The sequence below is a fragment of the Georgenia soli genome (genome assembly GCF_002563695.1).
GTDB classification, from domain to species: domain Bacteria; phylum Actinomycetota; class Actinomycetes; order Actinomycetales; family Actinomycetaceae; genus Georgenia; species Georgenia soli.
The window spans coordinates 1,103,837-1,118,872 of sequence record NZ_PDJI01000004.1 but is presented as its reverse complement, the minus strand read 5'-3'; the positions used below and the strand labels follow the sequence as shown (position 1 = coordinate 1,118,872).

Annotated in this window: 14 protein-coding genes and 1 tRNA gene; 8 read left to right on the top strand and 7 right to left on the bottom strand. The window is 72.7% G+C overall.

Translation table 11 applies throughout. The features are described 5' to 3' along the window. Positions 1-88 precede the first annotated feature (88 nt). The 4 genes from eno to nhaA (ATJ97_RS06365) all read left to right on the top strand — a co-directional run bounded on the left by eno (position 89) and on the right by nhaA (ATJ97_RS06365) (position 4,159). A complete protein-coding gene (eno, locus tag ATJ97_RS06380) occupies positions 89-1,372 on the top strand; it encodes a phosphopyruvate hydratase (RefSeq protein WP_098483018.1) in 1,284 nt (427 codons plus the stop codon). Positions 1,373-1,478: 106 nt separating this feature from the next. After that, positions 1,479-2,216, top strand: a complete 738-nt coding sequence (locus tag ATJ97_RS06375; protein ID WP_143426887.1) for an FtsB family cell division protein — start codon at positions 1,479-1,481, stop codon at positions 2,214-2,216. A 12-nt stretch (positions 2,217-2,228) separates the two neighbouring features. Next, on the top strand, positions 2,229-2,729 hold the full coding sequence (locus ATJ97_RS06370; protein ID WP_098483016.1) for a DUF501 domain-containing protein: 501 nt from the start codon (positions 2,229-2,231) through the stop codon (positions 2,727-2,729). 167 nt (positions 2,730-2,896) lie between these two features. Then, on the top strand, positions 2,897-4,159 hold the full coding sequence (gene nhaA, locus ATJ97_RS06365; RefSeq protein ID WP_098483015.1) for a Na+/H+ antiporter NhaA: 1,263 nt from the start codon (positions 2,897-2,899) through the stop codon (positions 4,157-4,159). A gap of 109 nt (positions 4,160-4,268) precedes the next feature. Here nhaA (ATJ97_RS06365) and ATJ97_RS06360 read toward each other — a convergent pair whose 3' ends face one another. Both ATJ97_RS06360 and ATJ97_RS06355 read right to left on the bottom strand, forming a co-directional pair. After that, on the bottom strand, positions 4,269-4,763 hold the full coding sequence (locus ATJ97_RS06360) for a nitroreductase/quinone reductase family protein (protein ID WP_143426886.1): 495 nt from the start codon (positions 4,761-4,763) through the stop codon (positions 4,269-4,271). 35 nt (positions 4,764-4,798) lie between these two features. Beyond that, positions 4,799-5,260: an aminoacyl-tRNA deacylase gene (locus ATJ97_RS06355; RefSeq protein WP_098483014.1), complete on the bottom strand. Its 462-nt coding sequence runs from the start codon at positions 5,258-5,260 to the stop codon at positions 4,799-4,801. 47 nt (positions 5,261-5,307) lie between these two features. On the opposite strand from ATJ97_RS06355, the gene ATJ97_RS06350 reads away from it, so the two are divergent. Then, complete coding sequence (locus tag ATJ97_RS06350) at positions 5,308-6,267, top strand: Ppx/GppA phosphatase family protein (protein ID WP_098483013.1); 960 nt, start codon at positions 5,308-5,310, stop codon at positions 6,265-6,267. Positions 6,268-6,397: 130 nt separating this feature from the next. On the opposite strand, the gene nhaA (ATJ97_RS06345) is transcribed toward ATJ97_RS06350, so the two are convergent. Continuing rightward, positions 6,398-7,639, bottom strand: a complete 1,242-nt coding sequence (gene nhaA, locus ATJ97_RS06345) for a Na+/H+ antiporter NhaA (protein WP_098483012.1) — start codon at positions 7,637-7,639, stop codon at positions 6,398-6,400. A gap of 219 nt (positions 7,640-7,858) precedes the next feature. Here nhaA (ATJ97_RS06345) and ATJ97_RS06340 point away from each other — a divergent pair. Continuing rightward, positions 7,859-7,932 (top strand) — tRNA-Leu (locus ATJ97_RS06340). A 78-nt stretch (positions 7,933-8,010) separates the two neighbouring features. Continuing rightward, positions 8,011-9,525 (top strand): NAD(P)/FAD-dependent oxidoreductase, encoded by a 1,515-nt coding sequence (locus ATJ97_RS06335; RefSeq protein ID WP_098485278.1) that lies wholly within the window; start codon positions 8,011-8,013, stop codon positions 9,523-9,525. Positions 9,526-9,637: 112 nt separating this feature from the next. On the opposite strand, the gene ATJ97_RS06330 is transcribed toward ATJ97_RS06335, so the two are convergent. From ATJ97_RS06330 to ATJ97_RS06315, 4 genes are read right to left on the bottom strand one after another with little or no spacing between them, the layout of a single operon-like run. Beyond that, a complete protein-coding gene (locus ATJ97_RS06330; protein ID WP_281254927.1) occupies positions 9,638-10,309 on the bottom strand; it encodes a response regulator in 672 nt (223 codons plus the stop codon). Further along, the gene (locus ATJ97_RS06325; RefSeq protein ID WP_098483010.1) at positions 10,306-11,751 is read right to left on the bottom strand and encodes a sensor histidine kinase; all 1,446 of its coding nucleotides are present in this window, start codon (positions 11,749-11,751) and stop codon (positions 10,306-10,308) included. Before ATJ97_RS06325 ends, ATJ97_RS06330 begins: the two co-directional genes overlap by 4 nt. 5 nt (positions 11,752-11,756) lie before the next feature. Then, the gene (locus ATJ97_RS06320) at positions 11,757-12,614 is read right to left on the bottom strand and encodes an ABC transporter permease subunit (RefSeq protein ID WP_098483009.1); all 858 of its coding nucleotides are present in this window, start codon (positions 12,612-12,614) and stop codon (positions 11,757-11,759) included. Next, a complete protein-coding gene (locus tag ATJ97_RS06315; protein ID WP_098483008.1) occupies positions 12,611-13,561 on the bottom strand; it encodes an ABC transporter ATP-binding protein in 951 nt (316 codons plus the stop codon). The genes ATJ97_RS06320 and ATJ97_RS06315 overlap by 4 nt, the downstream gene beginning before the upstream one ends. A gap of 414 nt (positions 13,562-13,975) precedes the next feature. Between ATJ97_RS06315 and ATJ97_RS06310 the strand changes: the two genes are divergently transcribed. Continuing rightward, positions 13,976-14,911: a Bax inhibitor-1/YccA family protein gene (locus ATJ97_RS06310; protein ID WP_098483007.1), complete on the top strand. Its 936-nt coding sequence runs from the start codon at positions 13,976-13,978 to the stop codon at positions 14,909-14,911. Positions 14,912-15,036: the final 125 nt, after the last annotated feature.

Here is a 15,036-nt window from a genome sequence, read left to right as displayed (position 1 = left end):
CGGATGGTCCCTCGCTGTCGGGTTTGCCCCGTACTACGGTTGACGAGGTTTGCGAACCTGCATCACACCACCGACTGAAGGAGTACCTGTGGCCAGCATCGAGGCCGTTGGCGCCCGCGAGATCCTTGACTCGCGCGGCAACCCCACCGTGGAGGTCGAGGTCGCGCTCGAGGACGGCACCGTCGCTCGCGCGGCCGTGCCCTCCGGCGCGTCCACCGGCGCGTTCGAGGCGGTCGAGCGCCGCGACGGCGACAACTCCCGCTACCTGGGCAAGGGCGTGCAGAACGCCGTGGACGCGGTGATCGACACGATCGCCCCCGAGGTTCTCGGCATCGACGCGACCGAGCAGCGCATCATCGACCAGACCCTCATCGACCTCGACGGCTCCGCCAACAAGGGCAAGCTCGGCGCGAACGCCATCCTCGGCGTCTCCCTCGCCGTCGCCAAGGCCGCCGCCGAGTCGGCCGGACTGCCGCTCTTCCGCTACGTCGGCGGCCCGAACGCCTACCTGCTGCCCGTGCCGATGATGAACATCCTCAACGGCGGCTCGCACGCGGACTCCAACGTCGACATCCAGGAGTTCATGGTCGCGCCCGTCGGCGCGCCCACCTTCAAGGAGGCGCTGCGCTGGGGGACCGAGACGTACCACTCCCTCAAGTCCGTGCTGAAGTCGCGCGGCCTGGCCACGGGCCTGGGCGACGAGGGCGGGTTCGCCCCCAACCTCGGCTCCAACCGCGAGGCCCTCGACCTCATCCTCGAGGCCATCGAGAAGGCCGGCTACAAGCCGGGCGAGGACATTGCGCTGGCCCTGGACGTCGCGTCCACCGAGTTCTTCTCCGACGGCGCCTACCAGTTCGAGGGCAAGGCCACCTCGCCGGCGGAGATGGTCGCGTACTACGCGCAGCTCGTGGCCGACTACCCGCTGGTCTCCATCGAGGACCCGCTGAGCGAGGACGAGTGGGACAGCTGGGCCCAGCTGGTCTCCGAGGTCGGCTCCCGGGTGCAGATCGTCGGTGACGACCTGTTCGTCACCAACCCCGAGCGCCTGGCCAAGGGCATCGAGCTGCGCGCGGCGAACTCCCTGCTCGTCAAGCTCAACCAGATCGGCTCCCTGACCGAGACCCTCGACGCCGTGACCCTCGCCCAGCGCAACGGCTTCACCGCGATGGTCTCCCACCGCTCCGGCGAGACCGAGGACACCACCATCGCCGACCTCTCGGTCGCCGTGAACGCCGGCCAGATCAAGACCGGTGCGCCCGCCCGCGGCGAGCGCATCAACAAGTACAACCAGCTCCTGCGCATCGAGGAGGAGCTCGACGACGCGGCGGTCTACGCCGGTCGCAGCGCCTTCCCCCGCGCCGCCCAGGCCTGAGCAGCAGCCCCGGACGCCGGGAGCCGCGCGCGTGAGCTCGTCACCCTGACGACTCACGCGCCGCGGCTCCCGGCGTTCGCCGTACCGGTGCGAGACGATGGAGCCCATGAGCAGCCGCCGACCCGCCGCACCCCGCGCGGCCGGTGCACGCTCGCAGGCGGGACGGCCCACGCAGCCCCGCACGCCGGGCAGGTCCGGCGACAGGCCGGGGGCGCGCACGTCCGCCGGCCGCCCCGCCGCCCCGCGCGCGTCCGCGCCACGTTCCGCCGCCGCCTCCCGCCCCGCCTCGCGGGCCTCCACGTCCAGGGCCGCCAGGACCCCGCCCCGCCCCACGGCGGAGGCGACGCCGCGCCGCTTCGTCACCTTCGGGTCGCAGGACCCCGCCGGAGAGCCGCGCCCGACCGTGAGCTTGCGCGCCCTCGCGCTCTTCCTCGTCGTGCTCATGGCGTTCGCCGTGCTGGCGCCGACGCTGCGCTTTGCCGTCGCGCAGCAGGAGCAGCTGCGCGAGCTCAACGCGGCCGTCGCCGACGCCGAGGAGCGCAACGCCGACCTCGAGCGCCAGCTCGCACGCTGGCAGGACCCCGAGTACGTCCAGGCCCAGGCCCGCGACCGGCTGGGCTACGTCATGCCGGGGGAGACGCCCTACGTCGTCGTCGACCCGGAGACCGTGACCGGCGGTGAGAGCCCCGCGGAGGCCGAGGCGGCCGAACGGGTCGCCGAGCGCGCCGCGGCGACACCCTGGTACCTGCGCACCTGGGAGTCCGTGCAGGTGGCTGGTGAGTCCGTCGTCGGCGACGAGGACCCGTCCGGCCTGACCCCGCCCGCCGAGGACCCGACGCCGTAGGACAATGGGCCGGTGACCGACCAGAGCACCACCGTGACCGACCGTGACCTCGAGGTCCTCGCCGAGCAGCTCGGACGGGTGCCGCGCGGCGTGGTGGAGATCGCAGCCCGCTGCGTCTGCGGCCGCCCCCTCGTGGTCCGGACGGCCCCGCGCCTCGACGACGGCACCCCGTTCCCGACGTCGTACTACCTCACCTGCCCGCCCGCGGTGAAGGCCGCCAGCACCCTCGAGGCCCAGCAGGTCATGGAGGGCATGAACGAGCGGCTGCGGACGGACGAGGACCTCGCCGCCCGGTACCGGCGGGCGCACGAGGACTACCTCGCCCGCCGTGCGGAGCTGGGCGAGGTCGAGGAGATCGCCGGCGTGTCGGCCGGCGGCATGCCGACCCGCGTCAAGTGCCTCCACGCGCTGCTGGGGCACACGCTCGCCGTCGGGCCGGGCGTCAACCCGTTCGGTGACGAGACGCTGCGCCTGCTCGAAGGGGTGTGGAGCCCCGACCGCTGCTCCTGCTGAGCGTCGCGGTGACCGGACGGTTGACCGTGACGACGACCGTGGCGGGTGTCCGTGGCCACACTCCGGGCGCCTTTTCGTCGCGGGGGCGCCTCACGTAGGGTGGCTCGCGGTGCGCCGGGAAGTCTGGTCGGCAACGTCCTTGTCGACCGACCCAGAAGGGGTGCAGCATGCCGCACCGCGAGCCGCAGGAGCACCATCACATCCCCACCGCGACGGCCCACAGCGCCCGTCGCCGCTTCCTGCTCCGCCTGCAGGACGAGACGTTCGCGGGCTCGCTCCTCCTCGGTGCGGCACTGCTGGCCCTGCTGTGGGCGAACTCGCCGTGGCGCGAGAGCTACCAGGCCCTCGCCGGCCTCGAGGTAGGCCCGGCCGCGCTGCACCTGGACCTCTCCCTCTCCACCTGGGCGGCCGACGGCCTGCTCGCCATCTTCTTCTTCGTCGTCGGGCTCGAGCTCAAGACGGAGTTCGTCACCGGCTCGCTGCGCAAGCTCGACGAGGCGTTGCTGCCGATGCTCGCCGCCGTGCTGGGCATGGCCGTGCCAGCGCTGATCTACGTCGCCGTCCAGACCGCCACAGGTTCCGGTGCCGTGGACGGATGGGCGATCCCCACCGCCACGGACATCGCGTTCGCGGTGGCGCTGCTCGGCATCTTCGGCCGCGGGCTGCCCCCGGCGCTGCGGGTGTTCCTGCTGACCCTCGCGGTGGTGGACGACCTCCTCGCCATCACCGTCATCGCCGTCTTCTACACGGAGGAGATCAGCTTGCTCCACCTGCTGGCCTCGCTGGCCCTGATCGCCCTGTTCGGGTTCCTCGTCCAGAGGCGGGTCCTGCACTGGTGGCTGCTCGTACCGCTCGCGGTGGTCGCGTGGGTGTTCATGCACGAGTCCGGCGTCCACGCCACGGTGGCGGGTGTGCTGCTCGGAATGACCGTCCCGGCCAGACTTCGGCGGGGTGACCCGGCGCAGCTGACCCACGTGTTCGTGGAGCGCGTCCAGCCCATCTCCGCCGGGTTCGCGCTCCCGGTGTTCGCCTTCTTCGCGGCCGGCGTGTCGGTGATCGACTCCGGCGGCGTGAGCGAGATCCTCGGTGACCCCATCACCATCGGTGTGGTCGCCGGACTCGTGCTCGGCAAGGTGCTCGGCATCTGGGGCGGGGTCGCGCTGCTGGTGAGGACCACACGGCTGCGGCTGGGCCACGGCGTCGACCTGTCCGACCTGCTCGGCGTCGCCATGCTCGCGGGGATCGGCTTCACCGTCTCGCTCCTCATCGCCGAGCTGTCCTTCGGGGCGACCGCGGAGGGCGACCACGCGAAGTTTGCCGTGATCGTCGGTTCGGTGATCTCCGCAGCCCTGGGAGGGATCACCCTTCGTGCGCGGGCCCGGGTGCGGGTTCGCGGGCGGGGTGCCCGCGTCGCCCACCTCGAGGGCTGAGACCGCCGCGGAGCGACGGCAGGCTCGCGGCGGGACGGACCGAGGGTGCGCGGCGGACGGGCCTATTGCGGCGCCGCCCGCGGGCGACCACGCGGTCCGGTGCCGAGCCCTACAGGCGCGACGTCCGCGGGACGGCGCGGACCCGGAGGAAGTGCTCGATGTCGTACCGGCGCCACACCCGCTGGTACCGCGGCTCGAGCATCGGCATGACGACGGCGGCGTCCAGCACCTCCGGCCCGGACACGTCGTAGGTGGTGCCGCGGCACGTCAGGACGGCGCGCCCGGCGGCCCGGACGTTGCGCAGCCAGTCCACCTTCTGCCCGTACGGCAGCGGGACGACGAACCCGCCGTCGACCGGCACCGCCACGACCGGTGTGGCGAACGCCCGCCCCGAGCGCCGTCCGGTGTGCCGGAGCACGGAGGTGTACCAGTGCCGCCGCCCGGCGAGACGCAGCATGGCGGGGTTGAGCACCCTCTTGTTGAAGCGCGCGACGGCGTGCTTCGTGCGCGGGCCGCCCGAGCGCAGCAGGACGAAGAACGCCACCAGCGCGGCCGCCCCGGCCGCCGTCGTGATCAGCAGCCCCCGGCGGACCCTGTGCCCCATGGCGAGCTCCTCGGCCGTCGCACGCGCGCCCCTGGCTACTCCGGCTCGGTGACGTCCGCGACCTGCGCCCCCAGCGCCGTGACGACGTCGTCGGCGTCGACGGTAGCCGCGACACCGTGCGCGCCGGCGCCGATCGAGACCGTTCCCGAGATCGTCTCGTCCATGATGACCGGCCATGCGGTGGTGGCGCCGAACGGGGTGATGGTGCCGCGCTCGTAGCCGGTCACGTCCTTCGCGGTGGCGGCGTCCGGCATGGACATCCGGTTCACCCCGAGCAGGGCCCGCAGCTTGGGCCACGAGATCGTGCGACCGCCGGGCACGAGGACGAAGAGGTAGTCACCCTCGCCGCGGCGCACGACGAGCGTCTTGATGATCGCCGAGGGGGCCACGCCTCGTGCGGCGGCAGCCTCTGCGAGGCTGGAGACCCGCCCGTGCCGGGTGACGGTGAAGCTGATGCCGGACTGCTCCAGCGCTGCGACGGCGCGCTCCTCGCTCATGGTGGCCAGCGTAGGTGCGACCCGGAGCGCCGTGGCAGGGTTGTCCGGTGACTCGTGTAGCGGCCATCGACTGTGGCACCAACTCCATCCGTCTCCTCGTCGCCGACATCGAGCCGGACGGCACCGGCGGTCACCGGCTGACCGACGTCGAGCGTCGCATGGAGATCGTCCGCCTCGGCCAGGGCGTGGACCGCACGGGCCGCCTCGACCCCGCCGCGCTCGACCGCACTCTCGCCGCCGCCCGCGACTACGCGGCGCAGTGCCGCGCCCTCGGCGTGGAGCGCACCCGTTTCGTCGCCACCTCGGCCACCCGGGACGCGGAGAACCGGCAGGACTTCGTCGACGGCGTCCGCGACGCGCTCGGCGTGGTCCCCGAGGTCGTCTCCGGCGAGGAGGAGGCAGCGCTGAGCTTCGCCGGCGCCGTCAGCGTCCTCGACCCCGCGCACGCCGGCCCGTACCTCGTCGTCGACATCGGCGGCGGCTCCACCGAGCTCGTCCTCGGCGACGGCACCCCCCGGGCGGCGCTGTCCATGGACGTCGGCTGCGTGCGGCTGACCGAGCGCCACCTGCGCACCGACCCGCCCACCCCGCAGGAGGAGGAGGCCGCCCGGGCCGACGTGCGCCGCATGCTCGACGACGCCTCCGCCGTCGTCCCGCTCGGGCGGGCCCGCACGCTCGTCGGTCTGGCCGGCTCGGTCACCACGGTCACCGCCCACGCGCTCCGACTGCCGGCGTACGACCCGGCCGCGATCGACGGCGCCGCCCTGGAGGCCGACCGGGTCCTGAACTCGTGCTCAGCACTCCTGCACGCCCCCCACGCCGACCGTGCCGCCATGGGGTTCATGCACCCGGGCCGGGTGGACGTCATCGGGGCGGGGGCCCTGATCTGGTCGGAGATCGTCGCGCGGGTCGCCTCCGAGGTCGCGGCCGGCGGCGGTGCGCTCGGCCCGGTGGTGACGAGCGAGCACGACATCCTCGACGGGATCGCCCTGTCGCTCGTGCGCTGAGCGGCGGCAGGACGACAACGGGGAAGGCCGCTGCTCCTGGAGAGCAGTGACCTTCCCCGTCATGGGCGGTTCGGTCAGTCGGGATCTCGGCGCCGGTCGGCCGGCCGTCTGCGCCGGCCGGCGTTGTCCGTCAGGCGTGTCCGCGGGGGTGCTGCGCGGCGCGCCCGCGCACCCGCACCGCCGCCCGCACCCGCAGCAAGATCGCGCCCAGCACGGCGGCGATGAGCGAGCCGAGCAGGACCGCGACGCGCGCGTGCGCGGACGCCGGGTCGGAGGCGTCGAAGGACAGGCTGGCGATGAGCAGCGAGACCGTGAACCCGATCCCGGCGACCATCGCCACGGGGAAGATGTCGGCGAGGTCGATGCCGTTCCCCAGCCGCAGGCGCGTCAGCTTCGTCAGGAGGGCGACGCCGCCCCAGATGCCGAGCAGCTTGCCGATCGGCAGGCCGACGTAGACGCCGATCGCGACCGGGTCGGCGAGCATCCCGCCCAGACCGCCGGAGTCGACGACGGAGACGCCGGCGGCGAAGAACGCGAAGATCGGCAGCACCAGCCCGGCGGACCACGGCTGGATGCGCTCCACGAACCGGTGGGTCATCGCCTCCCCCTCGCCGGCGCGGGCGAGTGCCGGCACGGTCAGGCCCATCAGTACGCCCGAGATCGTGGCGTGCACGCCCGAGGCGTGCATGAGCGCCCAGGCCACGACCGCGATCGGGACCAGCAGCCACCACCTGGTGACGCGACGGTTGACGAGCACCGCGAAGAGGGCGATGAGGGCGAGGGAGCCGAACAGGGCGAGGAAGTGGATCTCCTCGGTGTAGAAGATCGCGATGACGGTGATGCCCAGCAGGTCGTCGACGACCGCCAGGGTGAGCAGGAACGTGCGCACCGCCGGCGGCAGCCCGCGGCCGAAGATGCCCAGCACCGCGACGGCGAAGGCGATGTCGGTCGCCACCGGTATCGCCCAGCCCTCGTAACGGCCGGACCCGGAGACGACCTGGACCGCGGTGTAGACGAGCGCCGGTCCGATCATCCCGAACACGGCGGCCAGGACCGGCACGAGGGCGAGCTTCATGTCCCGCAGCGCCCCGGTGACGAACTCCGTCTTGAGCTCGAGGCCGACGACGAAGAAGAAGATCGCCAGCAGCCCGTCCGCCGCCCAGCCGGACACCGGGAGCGACAGGTGCAGGGCCTCCGGCCCGATCAGGTAGCCGGAGAGGGCCTGGTAGCTCTCCCGCCACGGGGAGTTGGCCCAGATCAGGGCGACGACGGCGCCGGCCAGGAGCACCATGCCCGCGAACGTCTCGTTCTCGAGCTTGCGGCGGTAGGTGCTGAAGATCCCGGGTCTCGCCCCGTCCTTCGTGGTGCTCATCGTTGTGCGTACTCCCTGCGCTGGCTCGCCGGGCACGCGTGGGCAGCGTCGACCGGCCTGGATCTGGCCCACGATAGGGCGCGGACCTGCGGCGACCCCAGGATTGCCGTGAGTTGCCGCCGCAGCGTGGCGGGCCGGCACCCGAACGGTACGCGACCGCGGTCGTACCCGGAACGGTGCGCGACCGCCGTCGTCCGGTGCGGCAGGATGGGACCTTGCGCCCCCATAGCCCAACTGGCAGAGGCAGCCGGCTTAAACCCGGCCCAGTACGGGTTCGAATCCCGTTGGGGGCACCCGACGTGGCCGTTCTCACGGGCCCAAAGTCCTGCTCGAAGGGCGTTCTGGGGGATAGGACTCCTACGATGGAACGCATGGCATCCTTCCTGCGTTCCGTCGCCGTCAGCACCTCGGTGGCCGCCCTCGCCGGTGCCGGCGCTCTCGCTGCCAAGTCCCTGCAGGGACGTGGGGAGGGGTCGGTCCGACCGGTCCTCCACGGCGGCCGGACGCCCCGAATCCTCATCGCGGGCGGCGGCTACATCGGCCTGTACACGGCCACGACGCTGCGCAAGTACATCGGTCGTCAGGACGCGGAGATCGCCGTCGTCGACCCGCGCCCGTACATGACGTACCAGCCCTTCCTGCCCGAGGCGGCTGCCGGCTCCATCGAGCCGCGCCACGTCGTGACGTCGCTGCGCCGTGAGCTCAAGGGCACCACCGTGCTCACCGGGTCCATCGCGGAGATCCGGCACGCGGAGCGCAAGGCCGTCATCAAGCCGGTGAACGACGACCCCGCCTACGAGGTCACCTACGACCACCTCGTCGTGGGCCTCGGGTCCGTCGCCCGTACCCTGCCGATCCCGGGCCTGGCCGAGAACGCCATCGGCTTCAAGCACATCGAGGAGGCGACGGCGCTGCGCAACCGCGTCCTCAACAAGCTCGCCGAGGCGGCCTCCACCTGGGACCCGGAGGAGCGCCGGCGGATGCTGACCTTCGTCTTCGTCGGCGGCGGGTTCGCCGGCATCGAGGCGATCGGCGAGGTCGAGGACATGGCCAAGGCCGCCACCAAGGAGTACGACTCCATCGACGAGGACGACCTGCGCTTCGTCATCGTCGAGGGCGCCGGCCGGATCCTGCCCGAGCTGGGTGAGGAGCTCGGCGGCTACGCGATCGAGCAGCTGCGCGAGCGCGGCGTCGAGATCCACCTCAACACCTTCCTCAACTCCTGCGTCGACGGGAACGTCGAGCTCTCCACCGGCGAGAAGTTCGGAGCGGACACGATCGTGTGGACAGCCGGCGTCAAGGCCAACCCGGTCCTCGCCGAGACGGACCTTCCGCTCGACGCCCGCGGCCGCGTGCGCACGAACGCCAAGCTGCAGGTGGTCCAGGAGGACGGCACCGTCGTCGAGGGCGCCTGGGCGGCCGGCGACAACGCCGCCGTGCCGGACCTGACCGCGTCCGACCCGAAGGCCACCACGGCCCCCACCGCGCAGCACGCCGTGCGCCAGGGCAAGCTCCTGGGCGAGAACCTCGTGAAGGTGCTGCGCGGCGAGCAGCCCGAGGACTACCGCCACGAGAACATCGGCACCGTGGCCTCCCTCGGCCTGTACAAGGGTGTCGCGCAGATCATGGGCTTCAAGTTCCGCGGCCCGCTCGCCTGGTTCATGCACCGCAGCTACCACGTGCTCGCGATGCCGTCCTTCGAGCGGAAGGTCCGCATCCTCGCGGACTGGACCGAGGCGCTCTTCTTCCGCCGCGAGCTCGTCTCCCTCGCCGCGCTGCAGAACCCGCGCGCCGCGTGGGAGGCCGCCGCGGCGTCCGGCGGCAAGCCGGCGGCGAAGGACACGGCTCCCGCCGCTGCCGGCGCGCCGATCGCCGACAAGAAGTAGCCGAGAGGCAGCAACCCCCGCCGCAGGCGGGGGCGCGCCGAAGGGGCGCCGACCGACTGTCGGCGCCCCTTCGGCGTCCCTGAGCCAGGCGGCAGCAGGGCCGGTTCGCCCCTCAGCCGGGCCGGACCAGCCCCGTCTCGTACGCCAGCACGACGGCCTGCACCCGGTCCCGCAGCTCGAGCTTGGAGAGCACGTTGCCCACGTGCGTCTTCACGGTGGTCTCGGAGACGCTGAGCCGCTCGGCGATCTCTCCGTTGGACAGCCCCTCCGCGAGCAGGGTGAGCACCTCCAGCTCCCGCGCGGTCAGGCGCCCGAGCCGCGGGTCTCGCCCGTCCGGGCCGCCCGGTCGGCCCGCGGGAAGGTGCCGCCCGAACAGCTCCAGCATGCGCCGGGTGACGCGCGGGGAGACGACGGCGTCACCGGCCGCGACGGTCCTGATGGCCTGGACGAGGTCGGCGGGGCGGGTGTCCTTGAGGAGGAAGCCGCTCGCGCCGGCGCGCAGGCCGGCGAAGGCGTACTCGTCGACGTCGAACGTCGTGAGGATGAGGACCTTCGACGCCGGCTGCTCGGCCACGATGCGCGCGGTCGCGTCGAGCCCGTTGGTCCCGGGCATGCGCACGTCCATGAGGACGACGTCGGGGGAGAGGGCGGCGGTCATCCGCACGGCGGCGTCGCCGTCGGCCGCCTCACCGACCACCTCCAGGTCGTCCTCGGCCTCGAGGACCATCCGGAACCCCATGCGCAGCAGCGCCTGGTCGTCCGCCAGCAGCACGCGCACGCTCACGCTCGTCCCTCCCCGTTCCGGTGCAGCTCGGCCCGGACCCGCCACCCGGTCGGTGTCGGCCCGGCGTCGACGTGCCCGCCGTAGACCGCGGCCCGCTCCCGGATGCCGATGAGGCCCCGGCCGCTGCCGACCATGGCGTCGCCCGCGCTGCCGGAGTCATTGTCCACGGTGACGACGACGGAGCCGTCCACCCGCGCGACGTCGACGTCGATCCGGGGGCTGAGGCGGGCATACCGCAGCACGTTGGTCAGGCACTCCTGGACGATGCGGTACACGGCGAGCTGCAGGCCGACGTCGTCGGGCAGCGGCGGGCCCGACTCGCTCAGGCGCACCGGCAGACCGGTGACGCGGAACCGCTCGACGAGGTCGGCGATGTCGTGCGCGGCGGGCTGCGGCGCGAGCGGCGCGTCGTCGCCGCCGAGGGCGCCCGGGCGGCGGCCGGCTCCCGACGCCGGGCCGTCCTCCCGCAGCACCCCGACCATGCGGCGGGTGTCCGCCAGCGCGGAACGGCCGGTCTCGGCGAGCTGGTCGAGCGCCTCGCGGGCGAGGTCCGGCCGCCGGGCCATCGCCGCCGACGCGCCGTCGGCCAGCGTGATCATGACCGAGAGGGAGTGGGCGACGACGTCGTGCATCTCCCGCGCGATCCGGTTGCGCTCGGCGGAGACGGCGAGCTGCTCGCGCTGGTCGCGCTCGAGGACCAGCTGGCGCGTGCGCTCCAGGAGGCTCTCCACGTGGAGACGCCGGCCGCGGGCGCTCGTCCCCAGGGCGACGGCGACCATGGACAGCACCAGCACCGTGATCTCGACGACGACCAGGGTCTGGAGCTGACTGACCTCGTGGACCTGCTCGGAGTCGGACGTTGTCGCGCTGACCACCGCGGCTCCCTGGGCCGTGACGTCCAGCCAGAGGATGAGCGAGGCGCCGGCGACGACGTTGAGGAGCGCCAGGCAGCCCCAGGCGGTCGACGCCGGGCGGTAGGCGGCGACGGCGTAGAGCGCCAGGACCCCGGCGATCTCGACGCCGGAGGTGTCCTGGCTGACGGCGAGCGAGACGGCGAGGAGTACCGCCGTCGCGGCGAGCACGCGCACGGGCGCCCGGCGGCGCCACCACAGGGCCGCCGCCGTGAGGAGGACGACGGCGAGGACGGCACCCTGCTCGACCGGGTCCGGTCCGGCGTCGGCCAGGAGGAGGTGGGGGAGGACCTCCCCGGCCAGGGCCGGGAGGAGGTAGACGGCGACCACGACCGCGTCGACGATGCGCGGGTTCCGTGCGAGGAAGCGGCGGACGGGTCCCGCCCGGCGGACGGCCGCCTCGTCGGCCGTGGCCGCGGGCGGTGCCCCACCGGCCGCCGACGTCGCAGGATCCGGCAGGTGAACGCGGGAGGACGCGGCGGCGTGCGCCGGAGGAAGATCCTGCGGCGCACGCCCGGCGTCGGTGCTCACCTGCCTCAGGCGTCCCGGCGGCGCAGGGACCAGGCGCCGGCGACCAGCGCCACGACGGCGTAGGCGCCGACGACGGCCACCCCCTGCCAGGCGCTGAGGTTCTCGTTGGCGCCGAAGAACTCGCTGATGCCGAGGAAGGCCATCGCGGCGTTCAGCGGCAGGTACTGCATGACGTCCTGCACCCAGTCGATGTTGATGAACTGCAGGATCATCGGCAGCAGGAGCAGCAGCCCGAGCACCGCGGTGATCGTGCCGGCGGTGTGGCGCAGGACGGCCCCGAGGCCCAGGGCGACGAGGGCGGCGACGACGAAGAAGTACGCCATGCCGCCGAACGCCTGCCAGGTGAGGGGGTCGTCGAGCGCGGGGACCAGGCCGTGGTCCGAGAGGAACGGCATCGACACCAGGTACGCGGCCACGAGGCTCACCACGCTGACGACGAGCGTGACGACGACCAGCGCGATGGCCTTGGCGGCGAGCACCGGGAGGCGAGCGGGGACCGCGGCGAGCGTCGAGCGGATCATGCCGGTGGAGTACTCGCCGGTGATGAGGAGGGCGCCGAGGACGCCGATGGTCACCATGCCAAACTGGTAGCCGCCGATGACGAACTCCGCGCCGTGGAGCTGGTCGACCGGCAGCGCCATGGGCGGCTCGAGCAGGTAGTTCACGGAGGAGGCCTGGGCGAGCGCCAGCAGCGCCATGACGGCGACGGTGATGCCGAGGGTCCACCACGTCGAGCGCAGGGAGAGGAGCTTGATCCACTCGCCGCGCATGACGCCGCCGAAGGTCAGGCGCGCGTCGACGGTAGAGCGGTGGTCCCGAGGGCGGGCGGGTGTGGCGGTCGGACTGGTGGTCGTGGTGCTCACTTGCGGGCCTCCTGCGCGGCGGCGGGGCTGGTGGGGACGGACTGGGTCTCGGAGCGGTACTCGACCGCGTCCTGGGTGAGGTTCATGTAGGCCTCCTCGAGGCTCGCGCGCTGCGGCGTGAGCTCGTGGAGCACGATGCCGTTGGCGGCGGCGGTCTCGCCGACCTGCTCGGCGCTCACGCCGTGGAGCTCGAGGACGCCGGCCTCGGAGGAGGTGACGCTCGCCCCGGAGGCGCGCAGCCGCTCGGCGAGGTCGGTGGCCTGCGGGGAGCGCACGCGCACGGCGGTGCCGGTGACGGAGTCGATGACGTCCTGGACGGGGCCGGCGGTGATGATCTTCCCGCGGCCGATGACCAGCAGCTGGTCGGCGGTCTGCGCCATCTCGCTCATGAGGTGGGAGGAGAGGAAGACGGTACGGCCCTCGCTCGCGAGGTAGCGCACCAGGGTGCGCACCCACTTCACGCCCTCGGGGTCCAGGCCGTTGACGGGCTCGTCCAGGATCAGGGTGCGCGGGTCGCCGAGCATCGCGGAGGCGATGCCGAGGCGCTGGCCCATGCCGAGGGAGAACCCGCCCACGCGCTTGCCGGCGACGGCGGAGAGGCCGGTCATCTCGATGACCTCGTCCACCCGCCTGCTGGAGATGCCGTGGGTGGCGGCCATGGTGCGCAGGTGCGACCGGGCGCTGCGGCCGGGGTGGACCGCCTTGGCGTCCAGCAGGACCCCGACCTCCTTCAGCGGCGAGCGGTGCTGGGCGTACGGCCTGCCGTTGACGGTCACCGTGCCGGAGGTCGGCCGGTCGAGACCCACGATCATGCGCATCGTGGTGGACTTGCCGGCCCCGTTCGGGCCCAGGAAGCCGGTCACGGTGCCCGGCTGGATCGTGAAGCTGAGGTGGTCCACGGCGGTCTTGCTGCCGTAGCGCTTGGTGAGGTCGTGCGCCTCGATCATCGGTGGCCCTCCTGCGTCAGGTGGCGGCCGGCGTCTACGGACGGCGACCGTCGTGCTGGGGTCCACGCTACGGAGACCGTGGCGCCGGCGAATCGGCGGGGAGGCTGATTCCTGCGCGGCGGCCGGCTCCGCCGTCGTGCCGAGCTTCTCCTCCTCAGGGATGAGAACTGGCCGTGCACGATCTCGACCCGTCCGGCAGTCAGGGCGATCTCGCGCCCGTGCGGTGACATTCCGCCGGAACGGCACCAGATTCTTCGCCGGATCGGGAACACGGACGTGTAGCGTCCCGTTGTACCGGACAGCAGTTACTCCACGCGTGCGTGCCTCCTCGGCCCGTACGATGGAGCGCAGGCCAGCGACAATGGTCCGGGTCCGACCACGCGGACCCGGTTGCCGCGACCAGGAGGCACATACGTGAGCAATCCCGTCTTCGAGAAGAGTCCGTACTTCGGGGCGAACGCCCAGCGGACCCCGAACGGCTACCCGACCTATCCCGGCTACGCCCCGCAGGGTGGGACCGGCTACGCCCCGCAGCCCGGCCAGGGCCAGCCCGGCTACGGCCAGCAGGGCTACGGCCAGCCGGCCGGCGGCTACGGCGGCTACCAGCCCGGCCAGGTCGAGGACCTGGAGCGCGCCTACCGCCAGCCGGCCGCCGCGCCGGCGGACACCGGCCGGATGACGTACGACGACGTCATCGTCAAGACCGGCCTCGTCCTCGGCGTCATCATCGTCGCCGCGGCGTTCAACTGGCTGGTCATGGACGCGAACATGCTCCTGACCTTCGGTGGCGCCATCGTCGGTCTCGTCCTGGGGCTGGTGAACGCCTTCAAGCGTGAGCCGTCCCCGACGCTGATCATGGCGTACGCCGCTGCCGAGGGTCTGTTCCTCGGTGGGATCTCCGCCGTGTTCGAGGCCCAGTGGGGCGGCATCGTCCTGCAGGCGGTGCTCGGCACCACCGCGACCTTCGTGGCCGCTCTCTTCCTGTTCAAGTCCGGCACCGTGCGGGTCACGCCGAAGCTGACCCGGTTCGTGCTCATCGCGCTCGTCGGCTACGCGCTGTTCTCGCTGGTCAACGTCGTCCTCATGTTCACGGGGCTCTCCACCGACCCGTGGGGCCTGCGCACCGGCGTGACGCTGTTCGGCATCCCGCTGGGCGTCCTGCTCGGCCTCTTCGCCGTCGGCCTCGCGGCCATCTGCCTGATCATGGACTTCGACGCCATCAAGCGCGGCGTCGAGGCCGGTGTCCCCGGCCGCTTCGCCTGGTCGGCCGCGTTCGGTCTGGCCGTGACGCTCGTGTGGCTCTACATCGAGTTCCTGCGCCTGCTCGCCATCCTGCGCGGCAGCGACTGACGCTCGACCCTGCTCGCCACGACGGCGGCCGTTCCCTCACGGGGCGGCCGCCGTCGTCGTTCTGGAGCCTTCCAACCGGCGAGTGGTCAACTCCTCCCCGAGTGGTCAACTCCTCCTCGAGTGGT

Excerpts from the sequence above, each read along its gene's own strand:
- ATJ97_RS06375 (WP_143426887.1), top strand. The coding sequence starts at position 1,479 with ATGAGCAGCCGCCGACCCGCCGCACCCCGCGCGGCCGGTGCACGCTCG.
- nhaA (WP_098483015.1), top strand. The coding sequence starts at position 2,897 with ATGCCGCACCGCGAGCCGCAGGAGCACCATCACATCCCCACCGCGACG.
- ATJ97_RS06360 (WP_143426886.1), bottom strand. The coding sequence starts at position 4,763 with ATGGGGCACAGGGTCCGCCGGGGGCTGCTGATCACGACGGCGGCCGGG.
- ATJ97_RS06355 (WP_098483014.1), bottom strand. The coding sequence starts at position 5,260 with ATGAGCGAGGAGCGCGCCGTCGCAGCGCTGGAGCAGTCCGGCATCAGC.
- nhaA (WP_098483012.1), bottom strand. The coding sequence starts at position 7,639 with ATGAGCACCACGAAGGACGGGGCGAGACCCGGGATCTTCAGCACCTAC.
- ATJ97_RS06335 (WP_098485278.1), top strand. The coding sequence starts at position 8,011 with ATGGCATCCTTCCTGCGTTCCGTCGCCGTCAGCACCTCGGTGGCCGCC.
- ATJ97_RS06315 (WP_098483008.1), bottom strand. The coding sequence starts at position 13,561 with ATGATCGAGGCGCACGACCTCACCAAGCGCTACGGCAGCAAGACCGCC.